Source organism: Bacillus sp. PK6-16 (assembly GCF_056530295.1).
The window spans coordinates 4,662,963-4,680,369 of the sequence record NZ_CP096511.1; the positions used below are offsets into that span (position 1 = coordinate 4,662,963).

The 17,407-nt window shown below is 34.9% G+C and carries 13 protein-coding genes; 7 read left to right on the forward strand and 6 right to left on the reverse strand.

What is annotated here, in order from left to right; translation table 11 throughout:
• Positions 1–156 precede the first annotated feature (156 nt).
• The 3 genes from gerKA to gerKC are packed head-to-tail and all read left to right on the forward strand — an operon-like array spanning position 157 to position 3,851.
• Positions 157–1,659, forward strand: coding sequence for a spore germination protein GerKA (gerKA, locus tag M1D66_RS24025; RefSeq protein WP_000136667.1), 1,503 nt, complete (start codon positions 157–159; stop codon positions 1,657–1,659).
• Positions 1,640–2,746, forward strand: a complete 1,107-nt coding sequence (locus tag M1D66_RS24030; RefSeq protein WP_048568066.1) for a GerAB/ArcD/ProY family transporter — start codon at positions 1,640–1,642, stop codon at positions 2,744–2,746. The genes gerKA and M1D66_RS24030 overlap by 20 nt, the downstream gene beginning before the upstream one ends.
• Positions 2,727–3,851: a spore germination protein GerKC gene (gene gerKC / locus M1D66_RS24035; RefSeq protein WP_000486849.1), complete on the forward strand. Its 1,125-nt coding sequence runs from the start codon at positions 2,727–2,729 to the stop codon at positions 3,849–3,851. The genes M1D66_RS24030 and gerKC overlap by 20 nt, the downstream gene beginning before the upstream one ends.
• A 32-nt stretch (positions 3,852–3,883) precedes the next feature.
• On the opposite strand, the gene treC is transcribed toward gerKC, so the two are convergent.
• The 3 genes from treC to treR all read right to left on the reverse strand — a co-directional run bounded on the left by treC (position 3,884) and on the right by treR (position 7,838).
• A complete protein-coding gene (gene treC / locus M1D66_RS24040; protein ID WP_242554873.1) occupies positions 3,884–5,545 on the reverse strand; it encodes an alpha,alpha-phosphotrehalase in 1,662 nt (553 codons plus the stop codon).
• Positions 5,546–5,558: 13 nt separating this feature from the next.
• Positions 5,559–6,986, reverse strand: a complete 1,428-nt coding sequence (gene treP, locus M1D66_RS24045; RefSeq protein WP_000513942.1) for a PTS system trehalose-specific EIIBC component — start codon at positions 6,984–6,986, stop codon at positions 5,559–5,561.
• A 141-nt stretch (positions 6,987–7,127) separates the two neighbouring features.
• The gene (gene treR / locus M1D66_RS24050) at positions 7,128–7,838 is read right to left on the reverse strand and encodes a trehalose operon repressor (RefSeq protein ID WP_000987240.1); all 711 of its coding nucleotides are present in this window, start codon (positions 7,836–7,838) and stop codon (positions 7,128–7,130) included.
• Between the two features lie 452 nt (positions 7,839–8,290).
• Here treR and M1D66_RS24055 point away from each other — a divergent pair, with 452 nt between their 5' ends.
• Positions 8,291–9,688 carry an amino acid permease gene (locus tag M1D66_RS24055; RefSeq protein WP_000448447.1) on the forward strand — a complete coding sequence of 466 codons (1,398 nt, stop codon included), beginning with the start codon at positions 8,291–8,293 and terminating at the stop codon, positions 9,686–9,688.
• A gap of 31 nt (positions 9,689–9,719) precedes the next feature.
• Here M1D66_RS24055 and M1D66_RS24060 read toward each other — a convergent pair whose 3' ends face one another.
• Together M1D66_RS24060 and M1D66_RS24065 are read right to left on the reverse strand one after the other, a co-directional pair.
• Positions 9,720–11,423, reverse strand: a complete 1,704-nt coding sequence (locus M1D66_RS24060; RefSeq protein ID WP_000893354.1) for a putative bifunctional diguanylate cyclase/phosphodiesterase — start codon at positions 11,421–11,423, stop codon at positions 9,720–9,722.
• A gap of 480 nt (positions 11,424–11,903) precedes the next feature.
• A complete protein-coding gene (locus M1D66_RS24065) occupies positions 11,904–12,257 on the reverse strand; it encodes a hypothetical protein (protein WP_001106380.1) in 354 nt (117 codons plus the stop codon).
• Between the two features lie 214 nt (positions 12,258–12,471).
• On the opposite strand from M1D66_RS24065, the gene M1D66_RS24070 reads away from it, so the two are divergent.
• The 3 genes from M1D66_RS24070 (at position 12,472) to M1D66_RS24080 (ending at position 16,909) form a co-directional block, all read left to right on the forward strand.
• Positions 12,472–14,001, forward strand: coding sequence for a cardiolipin synthase (locus M1D66_RS24070; RefSeq protein ID WP_000743034.1), 1,530 nt, complete (start codon positions 12,472–12,474; stop codon positions 13,999–14,001).
• Positions 14,002–14,128: 127 nt separating this feature from the next.
• Positions 14,129–15,022, forward strand: coding sequence for an ATP-binding protein (locus tag M1D66_RS24075; protein WP_000892973.1), 894 nt, complete (start codon positions 14,129–14,131; stop codon positions 15,020–15,022).
• A 3-nt stretch (positions 15,023–15,025) separates the two neighbouring features.
• Positions 15,026–16,909 carry a vWA domain-containing protein gene (locus tag M1D66_RS24080; RefSeq protein WP_001248851.1) on the forward strand — a complete coding sequence of 628 codons (1,884 nt, stop codon included), beginning with the start codon at positions 15,026–15,028 and terminating at the stop codon, positions 16,907–16,909.
• Between the two features lie 37 nt (positions 16,910–16,946).
• Here M1D66_RS24080 and M1D66_RS24085 read toward each other — a convergent pair whose 3' ends face one another.
• The gene (locus M1D66_RS24085; protein ID WP_001189940.1) at positions 16,947–17,369 is read right to left on the reverse strand and encodes an NUDIX hydrolase; all 423 of its coding nucleotides are present in this window, start codon (positions 17,367–17,369) and stop codon (positions 16,947–16,949) included.
• Positions 17,370–17,407 lie beyond the last annotated feature (38 nt).

Consider the following 17,407-nt stretch of genomic DNA (forward strand, 5'->3'; position numbering starts at 1 on the left):
CACAAATGTTAGAAGTACTGCTATGAAATTGAATAATGCACAAAAGACAATGTAACGTAACCTTCAACCCTCTTTTAAAAAAATAATTCAAGCATAAATTTCTCACAAACGACAAAAATTAACAGAAACAATTGCACTTTAAAAGAGGTGGAAATTATGACAGAGAAAAAAGAACAACAAGAGAGTAAAAAACAAAAGCATATGTTTCCATCACTTCCGGAGAACATTAGTTACATTGAAAATAAACTTTCTCATTCTGATGATATAAAAAAATTAGATCTCCCTTTTCAAAACGGAAAAGGAATAATCTTATATATCGAATCTTTAGCAGATCCAAATCTAATTCATCAGTTAGCTCTTGAGCCTTTATTGACACGGTCAGACTTAGCTATAGATAAAGCTTTTTCTACATTAAATATGAAAAAAGAAACGAATTTAAATTATGGTGTGCAGCTTTTATTACAAGGTAAATCCTTATATTTTCATGAACACGTCGACAGTTTTTGTATTTTCGAAACAGCTCTATCCTTAAAGAGAGATATAGCAGAACCTGATAATGAAGGAATTGTCCGTGGACCGCATACTGGTTTTGTAGAAGACTTAGCAACCAATTTAGCTTCCATTCGCAAACTCATAAAAAGTCCACATGTCGTCATTAAATATTTCACACTTGGTGAAGAAATGCATACGAAAGTGGCAATTGCTTATATGCAAAACATAGCGAATGACGATTTAGTTACAGAAGTAAAAAGAAGGTTAGAAACGATTAAGACAGATGCACTTATGCCTCCAGGATATATACAAGAATTTATAGAGGATACGTCTTTCTCACCATTTCCGCAGCAATTAAATACAGAGCGTCCAGATAGAGTCGCAGCAAATTTAATGGAAGGACGAGTTGCTATTTTATCTGATGGAGATCCAACAGCTCTTATCGTTCCTGTTACATTATTTGCTTTTTACCAATCACCAGATGACTATAATAACCGCTGGATTGTTGGTTCTTTCGTCCGAATGATTCGCCTAGTAAGCTTCTTGATTGCCTTTCTCTTACCAGCTATATATATCGCAACCGTAGCCTTCCATCCTGATGTATTGCCGCTCGAACTTGTGTATACAATTAAAGCTTCATTAGAGAAAGTACCACTTCCTCCTATTTTTGAAGCGCTCTTAATGGAATTAATCTTTGAATTATTACGGGAAGCTGGTATTCGCTTACCAAGCCGAGTTGGACAAACAATCGGTATTGTAGGTGGTTTAGTAATTGGTGATGCGATTGTAAAAGCCGGACTCGTTTCTTACACAATGATTATCGTTGTAGCTTTAACTGCAATCTCATCTTTTCTCGTTCCATCAAACGATATGAGTTCAGCAGTTCGAATTCTTCGTTTTCCATTAATGATTCTTGCTGCTATATTCGGATACGTCGGAATATCATTCGGTCTCATTATAACTTTCGTTCATTTATGTCAATTACATTCATTTCATACGCCATATCTTTCTCCTGTTGCCCCGATGCGGATAAAAGATATGAAAGATTCTTTTGTAAGACTTCCAATTTGGTCGTTTTGGGAACGACCACATGATCCAAAACCGAAAAAAATGCAACGACAACATGTAACGAGAGAGGATGAGGACGGTGACAAACACGCAAAGTAAAATTTCGCTCGTTCAATTTACCTTTTTCGTTATTCAATGCCAAATCGGAGTTGGTATCCTTTCTCTACCTAACCGTCTTCACCCGATAGCAAAAGGTGGCGGATGGATTTCTGCTCTCATCGCCGGGCTTGCAATTCAGCTTATTATTTTACTTATGTGGCTTTTTTTAAAACGATTTCCTGATGCAGATATGTATGAAAGTGTTTGTATGCTATTTGGTAATAAGTTTGGAAAACTATTAGGTTTTGCTTATGTTTTTTATTTTACGCTTATTGGTATGACGGTTATGTTGAATGCTTGTAATGTCATTAAAGTTTGGATATTACAAGCCACTCCTTGGTCTGCCATTCTCATCCTATTTACAATAGCTTGTTGCTATGTAGCCTATAATACATTTAAAGTAATTGTACGATTTTATGTCATGGCTTCTATTCTTATTTTCCCAATGGCACTTTTAATTGGACTTGGGCTCTCACGGGCTGATTTTTCTTATATTTTTCCAATTACAGAAGCTGGATGGTGGAATATTATTCAAGCATCCAAAGAAACAATTACAGCTATGTATGGTTTTGAAATCATTCTTATCGCTTTCCCAAAAGTAAACGGGAGTTCTGTGGCAAAACTGAAGGCAATTTCTATCGCTAACGGATTTGTAACTCTTTTTTATACTTTTACTGTTTGGATTTGCTATATCGTATTTAGCCCAAAACAAATCGAGCTTATTCCAGAACCAGTTGCTTACTTATTACGCTCCTTACATATCGGGATTATAGACCGGACTGATTTACTATTTATACCAATATGGATGATAACAGTTGTGGCTTCTATTGCTAGTTATTATTGCGCTGCTTCAATCGGAGTTGGGCATATATTCAATCTTGCTAATCATAAAAAAGCTGTTCCAATCGTCGGTATTATTGCTTTTAGTGTAGCCTTATTTATAGATACACCTGAAGAATTAAAAGTAATTTCAACTTTCACTGATAAGTTCACGTATATTTTCATCGTTGTCCTCCCTCTTTTATTTCTACTTTATTCAGTAATAAGAAATAAGAAAGGAGAACAGTATGTTCCAAAAAAGAGTTAAATTACTTTTTATATTATGTACTAGTTCCCTCCTTTCTGGCTGTTGGGATCAAGAGCCATTAAGAGAAGCCAGATTAGCTTATAGCATTGGTTATGATATTACGGAAGAGAATAAACTTCAGCAAACGCTTGAACTCGTAAAAAGTTCAAGCGGCGAGCAATCTTCATTCGAAAATGAAATACATTCAGCAAACGGGCATAACATAAGGGATACAAGCGATGCCCTAAAAAAAAATGTGACTGGGAATATTCGCTATTTTAAATATGGCGTTCAATTACTCGGAACCAAAATCCTAAAAAAAGGTATATTACCTTATTTAGATGTCAGCTTTCGGGACCCAACAAACCCAACTGCTTTAGTAAAACTTATTGCAGTAGATGGTGAAACATCCGAGATACTAGAAAAAAAGAAAGTAGGAAATTTACTAATTGGAGATTTTCTAAAGAAAAAAGTGAAAAGTTTAGAAGATATGAGTGTGTTTCCAAAAGAAACTTTAGAAACAGCTTCTACAAAAATGTTAGATCCCGGTAAAGACTTTACCCTCCCTTCTATAAAAATAAAAGGAAAAGAAGTGATTACAAACGGTCTAGCTTTATTTAATAATGATAAATTAACTGGGCATTTACCTTTGAAACAATCTGTTTTATTCGTATTATTAACTGGAAAAATGGGAACAAGTGCCCGTATAACCCAAAAGCTTACTAGCGATGAATCAGAGAAAACATCTGATTATTTAACAATGGAAATTAGCAATCGAAAGTTAAAACGCGACTTAAAAATAACAACAGATAAAAAAGGAAATGTTTATGCTCACATTAAGCTCCAACTAAAAGTTATAGCGCTTGAAGCTCCGAGAGATAATCTTTACAAAATGGATGAAAGAAAAAAACTAAATAAAGAATTGTCTACACAACTTACGAAAGAAGCTAAAAAGATAACGAAAAAGTTACAAAAAGCAAACTGTGATGCTTTCGGTATCGGCAGACACCTTATCGCCTATCACCCTGACTTATGGAAGAAGAAAAATTGGAATAAAGATTATGCAAAAGTAAAATTCAAACCTGAGGTAGAGGTAAACATTTTGTACAGTGGTGTCCTAAAATAAAAGGTTGTATGCCGCATGGGCATACAACCTTTTTATTTCGTATATCGATACACAATTGATTCATATGGTCTTAAGTTAAGTTTTGCAATATCCTTGCTGGCATCTTTATAATTCGACAGTAGTACTTCTTGTTTCATTCCATCTAATTGAACGTGCGCTGGTACAGAGTACGTTATTTCTTCTCCATAGAAGTTATTTATAACAAGTAGTACTTCACTTTCTGTAGTACGAGTATATGCCCAAATTTTAGGGTCATTTTTATCCAAAATAGCATATTCTCCTTCTGTAATTACATCATATGTTTTTCTAAGTTCTATTAACTTTTTATAATGATAAAATACGGACTCTTTATCTTCTAATGCCTTCTCTACGTTTATTTCTTTAAAGTTTTCAGCCGCTGAAATCCAAGGTGTACTTGTTGTAAAACCACTGTTCATCTCTTCATTCCACTGCATCGGAGTGCGAGAGTTGTCACGAGATTTTTGCTTTAAAATCCCGATAATCTCTTCTTTTGATAGCCCTTCTTTTAGCTTTATATCGTATATATTTAACGATTCCACATCACGATATTGCTCGATGGACTCAAATTTAGGATTCGTCATACCGATTTCTTCCCCTTGATAAATATAAGGCGTTCCTTGCAGCATGTGCATGGCTGTCGCTAACATTTTTGCAGATTCGTTTCGGTACTTTCCATCATCACCAAAGCGTGACACGATGCGAGGCTGATCATGATTACACCAAAATAACGCATTCCATCCTCCGCCCTTTTGCATTTCAATTTGCCAGCTAGACATAATCTCTTTTAATTTAATAAAATCAAACTCTGCTTTCGTCCACTTATCACCATTTGGATAGTCTACTTTTAAATGATGGAAACTAAACGTCATGCTTAATTCATTACGCTCAGGATTAGAATATTTAATACAATTATCAATTGTCGTAGATGACATTTCTCCAACTGTAATGACATCTTTTCCTGCAAAAACATTTCGGTTCATCTCTTGTAAATATTCATGAACACGCGGACCATCTGTATAATACTTGCGTCCATCACTTGTCGCAGTACTACCTTCATCGTTTAAGAAACATTGGTCTTTTGAAATTAAGTTAATGACATCTAGTCGGAATCCTGTTACTCCTTTATCCAGCCAAAAACGCATCATATCATATACTTCTTCACGAAGTTTTTCATTTTCCCAATTTAAATCAGCTTGTGTTTCATCAAATAAATGTAAATAATATTGCTCCGTCTTCTCATCATATTTCCAAGCAGATCCACCAAACTTAGACTGCCAATTATTTTTTTCATCACGCCAAATATAGTAATTACGATATGGACTATTTTTATCTTCCTTCGCTTCTTTAAACCACTTATGTTCAGTCGAACTATGATTTACAACAATATCAAGCATAATCTCAATGTTACGTACTTTCGCTTCTGCTAAAAGTTCTTCAAACTCTTCCATCGTTCCGTAAGATGGATCAATGATGTAGTAATCACTTACATCATATCCATTATCATTTTGTGGTGATTGGTATATCGGTGTTAACCATATATAATCCACTCCGAGTTCTTTTAAATAATCTAGTTTCTCTGTAACACCTTTTATATCCCCGGTTTCTCTATTGTAATAACTATTAAAGCTCTTCGGATAAATTTGATAGACTACACTTTTATGCCAATCCTTCATGTTTAACTTCCTCCTACTTCTGTTTGACTCTTTTTGCAAATAACCATGTTAAAGTAAACGGGATTACAACTGCAATAATCATTCCTACAATAAACATTGGAATCGATTTCGGAATGATAGAAATAAATGCTGGCAATCCGCCAATTCCGATAGCAGGCGCTAATACACCATTTAATGTAATGAATATCGCTGCCACAGCAGACCCTATAATCGCTGCATAGAACGGGAACTTATTTCGTAAATTCACCCCAAACATCGCTGGTTCTGTAATACCGAAGTATGCTGAAATGGCTGATGTTGATGCCATACTTTTATCATTTTGATTTTTAGAAATCCAGAACATCGCAAGTGCCGCACTACCTTGCGCAATGTTAGAAAGAGCGATCATCGGCCAAATAAATGTCCCGCCATGTTGTGCAATCAATTGTAAATCAATTGCAATAAACATATGATGCATACCTGTAATTACAAGCGGTGCATATAACGCTCCAAATAATACTGCTCCAACTACTGGTACTGTTTCATATACACCTACTAATCCTACTGTTAATAAATCTCCAATATGACGTGTAACCGGACCGATAATTCCTAGTGCTAACACACCTGTCACAACGATTGTTGTAATTGGTACAACTAATAATTGAATTGCATTTGGTACATGTTTCTTTAAGAAAATTTCCACTTTACTTAATACAAATGCTGCTACTAAAACAGGTAAAATTTGTCCTTGATATCCTACCTTCTCAATTTGGAATAGTCCTAAAATATTGAAGTACTCAATCTTTTGACCCTCTAAACCAGTCGCTGCTTTTCCATAGTCCCAAGCGTTTAATAAGGCCGGGTGCACAAGCATTAATCCCATAACAATCCCTAGTATTGGACTACCACCAAAACGCTTCGTTGCTGACCAACCGACAAGTGCTGGTAAGAATACGAATGCTGTATTGGCCATCATATTAATTAAATCCCAAAGCCCGCCTAAGTTCGGATAAACATCTAATAAATTTTTCCCATCAAAAAATAAGTCCTTTGCGCCTAATAGATTGTTAATACCCATTAGTAAACCAGCTGTTACGATCGCTGGTAATATCGGCATAAATACATCCGAAAATATTTTCACAAACTTTTGAGCTGGATTTAACTTCTGATTTCCAGAGTCTTTTACGTCCGCTACAGTCGATTCTTTCATACCTGCAAGCGTTATCAATTCAGCGTAAACACGATCTACATCCCCTGGACCAATTACAACTTGAAATATACCAGCGTTATGAAACGCTCCTTTCACTAATGAAACAGACTGTAATTTATCATTATCTATTTTACTTTCATCTTTTAAAGCGATACGGAGCCTCGTCACACAATGTGCAGCTTGTTCAATATTGTCTTTCCCACCAATATACTGCAACACTTCCTCTGCTGTTTTACGATAGTCTTTCCCCATATTCCCGTCCCTCTTTTCTTTTTTTGATACCGTTTACAATTACATATTAACTCGTATATATAAGTTAGTCAACACTCGTATATACGAGTTTGTGTTTTTTTTATAAAAAAAAGAGATGAAACAATATTTTGTTCCACCTCTTTACTTCCTGCGTGCCACATCCGAAAAGTGAAAAATATCTAAACGGTGGCGTGATTCTGTATATTCAAACTGACTTCCATCATACAAATGTGTAAAGTTTTTCACAACGACAACATAGTCTGTTCCATTTAAATCTAAATACTTTCTGTCATCCTCTGTACATGGCTGTACTTCTATTACCCTCTGCGAATAACTAATATGTAGCCCAAGCTCTTTCTCGATGTATTTATAAATCGATGCAGTTGCAATTTCTTTCGTTAATCCTGGAATAAACTCAGATACAAAATGATTTATATCTAAAATTACTTTTTCTCCATCAATATTTCGTACACGTTTAATATGGTCAATCTCTGTTTTTTCTTTTACATTTAATAATTTCGCAATGTCTTTTGTGGCTTTTTCTTTGTCCATTTCCACAACTTCCGTAATACAATGACGTCCTAAACGTTCATTTTCTTCTTGGAAACTTACAATACCGCCAAAATTAAATTCAATATTTTTTCGCTTTAAAACAAAAACACCTTTCCCATGAATTTTTTGCACATATCCACGCTCTTGCAGTAAATCTACAGCTTTTCTTACCGTGCCTCGGCTTGCCTCATACTGCTTCATTAATTCTGTTTCTGATGGGATTTTGCATCCCTCTTTTAATTGTTTATTATCAATAGATTTACTGATTTCTGTATAAATTTGTTCATACTTACTCATCATCTACAATAGCCCCTTGTCACCTTCTAATTCTATATGTATTATAACATGCTTCACTCTTCTGCCAATCTCTCACTTATTTTCCAGTACAAGAAAAATATAGGTAAATATTTAATCTTTAAAACGTATTTTTATAAAAATTTTTATATTTTTCTTTTCATTCAAAAAAACATGTAGTATACTAACTTCAAAATCAGAGGAGAAAGGGAGCAAAGAACTATGCTTACTTATACAACAACTGTAGTTACATTTGCACAAAAACATCATCATCATACGTAACCCTTGAAACCTAGCGGAAAAATTACGCGTAGGTACAAGGGTTATTCCCGTTGTACCTACGCTTTGGCGAAAGAGCCATGTAGGTATTTTTTTATCTACATGGCTCTTTTTTTATTGTCAAAAAGCTAGTAAAAAATGATGTTTAAGCAAAACTTACTACAAAGGAGTTAACAAAAATGGAAACGAAAAAATGGGGATTATGGGTTTTAACAGCATTTGTTATCGGGAATATGGTTGGCGGTGGCGTATTTATGCTTCCAGCAAATTTAGCACAAGTATCAGGGCCAATGGGTTCTACACTCGCATGGAGTATTACAGGCCTTGGCGTATTTATGATTGCACTTGTATTTGGAAATTTAGCGATTCGGAAACCAGAATTAAAAGCTGGACCACAAAGCTATGCTCAAGCGATGTTTCCTTCAAAAAAAGCTGGTAAAGTTGCAGGATATAGTATGGCATGGGGATATTGGGCTGCTAACTGGGCTGCAACAGCATCTGTTATTATTTCCTTTGCTGGATATTTATCAACATTCTTTCCAGTTTTACAAAGTAAGCAAATTCTTTTTTCAATAAATGGATTTTCACTGGAACTCGGAAAAGGATTAACTTTCCTCGTATGTAGCCTTATGCTGTGGGGAATTCAATATATTCTTTCTCAAAATATTGATCGAGCTGGAAACATGAATCTACTTGCTACCATTGCAAAAATTATCGGATTTACAATGTTTATTGTAATTACATTATTCATTTTCAACGCCTCTAATTTCGGAGACGGTCAAACCTTTATGAATGAAGCAGGACAATCAATCTCATTAGGTGGACAAATCAATTCAGCTGCTATTGCAACACTCTGGGCATTTATCGGTATTGAATCAGCAGTTATGCTTTCTAATCGTGCAAAATCACAGCGCGATGTAAAAAAAGCTACGATTTTCGGATTAATTATCGCTCTTCTTATTTACATGTCAATTACTTTACTTACAATGGGAGCTCTTCCGCAAGATGCTTTAAAAGAGTCTCAAAAACCATTAGTAGACGCATTAAATTTAGCAATTGGAAATAAAGGTGCATATATAATGGCTTTACTCGCTCTTATATCTTTATTTGGATCTACAGTTGGCTGGATTGTTGTTAGTTCAGAAGTACCTTACCAGGCAGCAAAAAATGGACTTTTCCCTAAGTTTTTCGGGAAAACAAATAAAAAAGGTAGTCCTTCAAAATCACTATTGATTACAAATGTAATGACGCAAATTTTCTTATTTTCAACGATTTCTGGTACTGTTTCAGAAGCGTATAGTTTCGCTATCGTCGTAGCAACATTAGCCTATTTAATTCCATACCTTGTTTCTACCTTGTACCAATTAAAATTAGTTATTACAGGAGAAACGTATGATATACTGCCAGGATCTCGAGTAAAAGATGGAATCATTACGACATTAGCGTTGATATACTCCATTTGGGTTATCAAAACGGGAACTGCTGATTTAAAAACATTCTTCTTAGGAATTGGATTGTTCGTATTAGGTCTTATTCTTTATCCAGTACTAATGAAAGACTCACAAAAAACGGATTAAATAAAGAGAAGCTGCTGGCTTCTCTTTTTTATTAAAAATCTGTAATTAACTTTTCTTTTAGCTCTCCTACAGATAAAGGTTTCGCATAATAAAATCCCTGTACATAATCACAGCTCATTGATTGTAACAAACTCTCTTGCTCTACTGTTTCTACTCCTTCAGCAACTACTGCTAAATTTAAACTATGAGCAATTTCAATAACGGATTTTACAATCGTTCGTTCTGGTTGTGCGTGATCATAATGAAATTCACGAATAAAATTACGATCAATTTTTACAATATCCAGTGGTAGTTGTTTTAAATAATATAAGGAAGAATAGCCAGTCCCGAAATCATCCAAAGCAATTAAAACACCCATATTTCTTAATTCTTGTAATGTAGCAATAATATAATCAAAATGACGGACTGCAATGCTTTCCGTTATTTCTAATATTAAACGGTTCGGAGGAAAGCCAGTTCTCTTTAAAATGCTACGTACTGATAAAATAAAACGTTTCTGCATTAATTGTTGTATAGATAAATTCACAGATAACTTTAGTCCTTCTTGATAATTCGGCAATGTTTTAAACAAGCGACATGATTTTTCTAATACCCAGTCTCCTAGTTTTATAATAAGTCCAGACTCTTCAGCTACAGGGATAAATTCGCTTGGTGAAATAGGTCCGTCTTCTGTCATACAACGTACTAGAGCTTCTATACCAGAATATCTCTTCGTTTTCAAATCAATAATAGGCTGCAATGCTACATCTAACTCTTCATCACGAATTGCCTTTTGCAAAGCAAACTCAACTTTCATTCTACGATTTATTTTCGCACGTAGCTCATCTGTAAAGAAACACGCAGCGTTTCTCCCCTGTTCTTTTGCACTATACATAGCTAAGTCAGAGTTTTTCAATAAAGTTTCCACATCTTGTCCGTCTTGTGGATAAGAACAAAGTCCTAGACTAGCTGAAATGTATACTTCATGGCCTTCCAGCATAAATGGTGCCTGAAAACATGACAACACAGATGTCGCTAACTGACTCATATCATCTTGTCTATGATTTTTTGTTAACAGCACAAATTCGTCGCCACCTAGCCTAGCCAGAACATCTTTCTCTCCTAGTACATAATGCAACCTTGAAGCAACTTCGCTTAAAAGTAAATCCCCTATCATATGACCTAATGTATCATTTACTAATTTAAAACGGTCCAAATCAAAGTAAATCATACCAAATTCTTTTTTATCTGCAATCAATTCGTTAACGGTCGTTATTAATTGTAAACGGTTAGGCAAACTCGTTAAAGCATCATGATAGGCAAGTTCCCTATAACGACTTTCACTTAGCCGTAATCTATGTTCCGCTTCTTTTCTACTACTAATATCATTTCGAATTGCGATAAACTGGTATGGCTCTCCTTTTTCATTTAAAAATGGAACAATTGTTGTTTTGACCCAATAATATGTACCATCTTTTGCTCGATTCCGAATCTCACCTGTCCATACTTTCCCATTCAAAATACGTTTCCATAAGTCTTGAAAAAAGGTTTTTGGATGATGTCCTGAATTTAAAATACGGTGATCTTTTCCAATTAATTCTTTTCTTTTGTATTTAGAGATTTCACAAAATTTATCATTTACATATGTAATAAGACCTTTTCGATCTGTAATTGCAACAATTGAAGACTCATCTAATGCTAACTTTAAATCTCGCAATGAAGAGTCATATAATGCATGACCTCTCTGTTCTAGCATGCGCATCTCTCCTTGCTTCTATCTGACTAAAACACAACCTGTTTCTCTTCATAGAAATAGAGATATTTCATTTTCTAATACTAGCCCATTACATAAATTATCTTTTTGAATAGACCGATTAAAATAACATAATATTATTTGTAATAAAAAGCAATATTATACCGTTCTAATTATAAATAGTAGCTTCTCATCTCCCTAATTATTTCGCGCCTTATTATACTGCAATCCCTTTAAGTGTCTCTATGCAAGCCTTGTTTCCAACTAATACCACTCATATCTGATCTCTTTGTTTTTAATAACGAAATAGAAATTAGAGCATACTACATAACTATTCACGAATAATAATATAAAACTCTACATCAATGTATATGTTTTTGAATTACAATAACAAAATATTAACATATTTTCACCTTAATTTTGGAAGTATTTTATAAATAAATACCGTATTAAACTAAAAAAGAGGATAGCCTCTTTTTTAGTTTAATACGAATATGGTATTTGCTGATAACTTGGGTATGGCATTGGATACGTTACAGGGTATGGTGATGGATAAGCTACTGGATATGGAGCGGGATAATACCCTCCACTTGTTGCACCTGTTAATGCACCAGCTGTCAGTCCGCCTAACACTCCTCCTGCAAAGCTTCCAGGGAAAAATCCGCCTCCCCATGAACTACCACCACCCCAGCCCCATCCGCCTCCGTGATGATGATGGTGATCATAGTGATTGTGTCCTCCATGGTGATGATGTCCACCGTTATGATTGTGCCCACCATGATTGTGTCCTCCATGATGATTTCGATAATACAATCCATTATTTTCTATATAATTCATGTTTCTCCGCTCCTTTTCGATTTTTTCATTTTCATATGCGTTAAGAGTGGGATAAAAAATGGGATAGTACACTGTATGTAGGACAAATGCGGAAAGTATAGGTGAAATGTCTATATTTTGTAAAAAAAGCAAAACACCTTATAATAAAGATGTCATATTACATCTTCTATTTAAGAAGTCTATATTGAAAAAAGATTAGGGGAATTATATAGAAATGAAGAAGCCTATCGTTCAATTACTATTAATATTTACAATTGTATCTATCGTTCTGTTCCTATTAAATACATCTTATATCTCGTTATATACATTTGTCGGTGCTCTATGGTCCATCACAATCGTAGGAATTTCATTCGTTATTTTTATAGAAAATAGATCTCCACAAAGTACATTAGCATGGTTTTTAGTATTAGCACTTCTTCCTATTATAGGTGTGCTTTTATACGCTATTTTCGGACGCAGCCGCTGGAGAAGAAAAAAACATCTCCATCGTTCAGAAGAACAAAGAAAATTATTCCGTGAAATATTAGAAGGAAGAAGACTAGAGTTATTACTCACAGTCCCACTAAATGAACGTTCCATACATTTAACAGAAGTCATACAAAAATTTGGAGGCGGTCCTGCCGCAGATAGAACAACTACAAAACTTTTAACAAACGGAGATCAAACATTTTCAGAAATTTTGCGAGCTATAGAGCAAGCAAAACATCATATACATATTCAATACTACATTTATAAATCTGATGAAATTGGTACAAAAGTTCGAGATGCTTTAATACAAAAAGCAAAAGATGGTGTTATTGTACGATTCCTTTATGATGGCCTTGGAAGTAATACGTTAAGAAGACGATTTTTACAACCTATGAAAGAAGCTGGGATTGAAATTGTAGAATTTGACCCTATTTTTTCAGCTTGGTTACTTGAAACTGTCAATTATCGTAACCATCGAAAAATTGTTATTGTAGATGGCGAAATTGGTTTTACCGGAGGACTCAATGTCGGTGATGAATATCTTGGCCGTTCAAAGAAATTTCCTGTTTGGCGTGATAGTCATTTAAAAATAGAAGGAAAAGCATTATATAAATTACAAGCAATCTTTCTAGAAGACTGGCTCTATGCCTCTAGTGGTTTAAATACTTATTCCTGGGATCAATTCATGAATAGACAATACTTCCCAGGTAAAGAGATTTCAAATGCAGAAGGTGCTGTTCAAATCGTAGCAAGCGGACCAAGCTCCGATGATAAAAGTATTCGTAATACATTATTAGCTGTTATGGGCTCTGCAAAAAAATCCATTTGGATTGCTACACCCTACTTTATTCCAGATCAAGAAACTTTAACATTATTACGCTTAAGTGCAATTGCCGGAATAGATGTACGGATTTTATATCCAGGTAAAAGTGATAGCATCATTAGTGATCAAGCATCTCAATCCTATTTCACTCCGCTTTTAAAAGCTGGTGCTTCTATTTACAGTTATAAAGATGGTTTTATGCATGCAAAAATTGTACTCGTTGATGATACAATTGCAACTATTGGAACAGCGAACATGGATGTACGTAGCTTTGAATTGAATTACGAAATTATTAGCGTACTTTATGAATCAAAAACAGTTCACGATATTAAACGTGATTTTGAAGAAGATTTTAAACATTCGACTGAAATTAAATGGAACTCTTTCCAAAAAAGAAGTATAAAAAAACGCATATTGGAGTCTTTCATGAGGCTCATTTCTCCTTTACTGTAGGCAATCAACTTCATCTTGATTGCTTTTTCTTTTCCCTTTATCCTCCTTCCTTTTCTTTGCATACCATATTAAAACAAGTTATCATAAGATGTATTACTTTATGAAAATAATGTTAGGTGGGAAATACATGTTAGAACAATTTCATATACATGCTGATTTAAAACAACAGCTTTCTACGATTCATGAAAAGAATAAGCAAGAAGCTGGTGAAAATGCACATTTAATCGGAACGAAAATATATAAAGCGTCTGATAATAGCATTATTGAAGATGCAATTACAGCACTTCTTCTTGGCAAGAACATTCTATTAAAAGGACCGACTGGTAGTGGTAAAACAGTACTAGCGGAAACTCTTTCTTCTTTATTCCAAAAACCAATGCATAGCATTAACTGCTCTGTCGACTTAGATGTAGAGGGTATTTTAGGATACAACACACTACAAACGAAAGATGGTGCATCTGAAGTTTCATTCGTTAACGGTCCTCTTATGAAAGCAATGAAGAACGGTCACTTCCTATATATTGACGAAATCAATATGGCAAAACCTGAAACTTTACCGCTACTTCACGGCGCATTAGATTACCGTAAAATGATCACAAACCCATTTACACAAGAGGTCGTATACGGTGATGACGAATACCGTGTAATTGCTGCGATTAACGAAGGTTACGTTGGAACAAGTGAACTAAATGAAGCGTTAAAAAACCGTTTCGTTATTATTGAAGTTCCTTACATTCAAGGTGACACATTAAAAGAACTATTATTAGCAGAATCAAAATTAAATGATGTTGCAACAATTGAAAAGTTTGTTGCCTTTGCAAGCGACCTTATGCCTTTAGCTCGCGATGGACGTGTAAGTGAAGAAGCAGCAAGTATTCGTGGCATTATCGACGCATGTGATTTAGGTGTATATATTCCTGTTATGCGAGCGATTGAACGAAGCATAATTGCAAAACTTAATGATGAAACAGAACAAATGACTGTCCGTGAATTAGCAGAAAGTTATTTCTTTGAGGGATAATTTATGAGACAAATTTTTAGTGACAAAAAAATTGATGCGTCGCTGTTTCTACAAATGGAAAACTTAATGTATGCCCTTCTAAAAGAAGACGATGCCTATCTTGAATATGGCTATAAAGCATACTACGACGAAATTGAAAAGAAAGTTGTCATTAGTCACTTTTGGGATGATCGAAAAGAAGAAGATACAGTAATCGGATTAAAAAGCGAAGTGTTCTTAAAAGCACTTGGTAATAAACATTACTCGGACATGACTTTAATTCGTTCTTATGCGATTGAATTGCAAGAATCGCCCCTAAAAAAGTTTTTAACACAATTATTTGTTCTATTAGAAGATTTACGCGTTGAGGAAATCGTAAAGAACTTACGTCCTGGCACGAAGCATGTTTTTAAACGTCGAAAAGAAATGTACCGCAACTATTTCGGCTCTCAAAATGAAATAAACCGCGTTCGTAATTATCACGGCGATCGTCTATTTTGCCTATGCTATCTTTCATTAACGAGTGATAAATATGAAATGTTTAATAATGAATATTTTGAGCAAATTGAAGCGATTTTACATGAAACATTCCAAGCACGTAATACAGAAGATATTATGTATATCGTTGAGAAAATTCGCTATCGCTTAGAGGCACTTCTTGAAAGTGATATGCTTAACAACTATTTCGGACATGCTCCACTTTACTTATCTGTCCTTGCAGACGAAAAGAACTGTCGCGTCGAAGATTTAGCAAATGATGATACGCAGCTTATAGATGACGATGAAAATAAAAACAAAATGGATGAAAGTTTCTCCACATGGCATCGTGAAAATAAAAATAACGAAAACGAGAACTTTTTACGCTTTGAATTAGAAAGCGGAACAAAAACTAATATGATGGGTGATACTGCCCGTGAATCAGAAGATGGCGACCAAGCACTTGGTTCTGTACAAGGTACTTCACAAAAAAGTACACAATCCAACTTTGATGGCGCTGATACAGAAGAAGCAAGGGCTTCACACGCTTCTAGCCAGCACGACGGTGCATACGGTAAGTATAATGTAGGTGCTTCTCATACATTTAAAGAAGCTCGCAAACCAAACTCAGATGAGAAAAAAGATTACCAAGCTATCAAATCAGTCGTCAATAAAGATGTAAAAGAATTAAAGAAAATTATCGAAAAAACAATTGAAAATAAAACGAATGCGAATAGTGATAAATATTACGGAAGACTTCGTAAGAAATTCCTTCGTATTTATACCGAAAAACAACCGCGTATGTTTTATAAAAAAGGACAAGAGTCACAAGAACTCGATGTTGCATTCCAACTATTAGTTGACTGTTCTGGTTCTATGTATAACAAAATGGAAGAAACGAAGAAGAGTGTTGTACTATTCCATGAAGCTTTAAAGTCTTTAAAAATCCCGCACGCTATTAGCGGATTTTGGGAAGATGCCTCTAGCGCTAAACCTGAAGATAAGCCGAACGTTATCCATGAAGTTGTAAATTATAAAAACTCAACGTTACCAAACGTTGGTCCAGAAATTATGCAACTTCGTGAAGAAGAAGATAATCGCGACGGATATATTATTCGTATCGTTTCTGAAAAACTTGCCAAAAGACCTGAGAAACATAAATTCTTACTAGTCTTCACAGACGGTGAGCCTTCTGCGCTAGACTATCAACAAGACGGAATTTTAGATACGCATGAAGCTGTTAAACTCGCGCGTAAAAGTGGTATGGAAGTAATCGGTATCTTCATCGAAGAAGGCGAAGCGAAAGAAGCAACTTATCAATTGATGAAAAACATTTATAACCATCACTTCTTAGTTGCAAATCATGCTGAAGATTTACGATTGAAGATTAAACCATTGCTGAAAAAACTATTACTGAAGACGATTGAATAGAAAATAGGAGCCTTGTGGCTCCTGTTTTTTCGTTCAATTACTTTGTTTCTGGTTGAAACTTGTATGGAATGGCTACTTCTAATAAAGATTCAAATCCTCCGTCATAGTATGGGAAACGCTCATTCGCAATTGTTCGATCTACCCACTCTATTGCAGAAATTTCACCTTCATCTTCCGCAATAAGTTCCCCTTTTACTACATTCGCTCGGAATGTAAAAAATAGTGCATGATTCCCTGATTCTTCAAAGAATTTTTCATTGATCGCAACAAGCCCCCCAGCCAAGGCGGTTAAACCTGTCTCTTCTTTCACTTCTCTTATTAGTGCTTCCTCTAATATTTCACCTTTTTCCACAGCCCCACCTGGCAATGACCAAACGTTTTGTTCTACATTATGTACCATTAATATTTTATCTGTTTCTTCGTCATGTATTAGTGCGTATACGACATCAACTCTTTGCATAAGACTTCTCTCCTCCCAAAAATAATGAAGAGCCGATT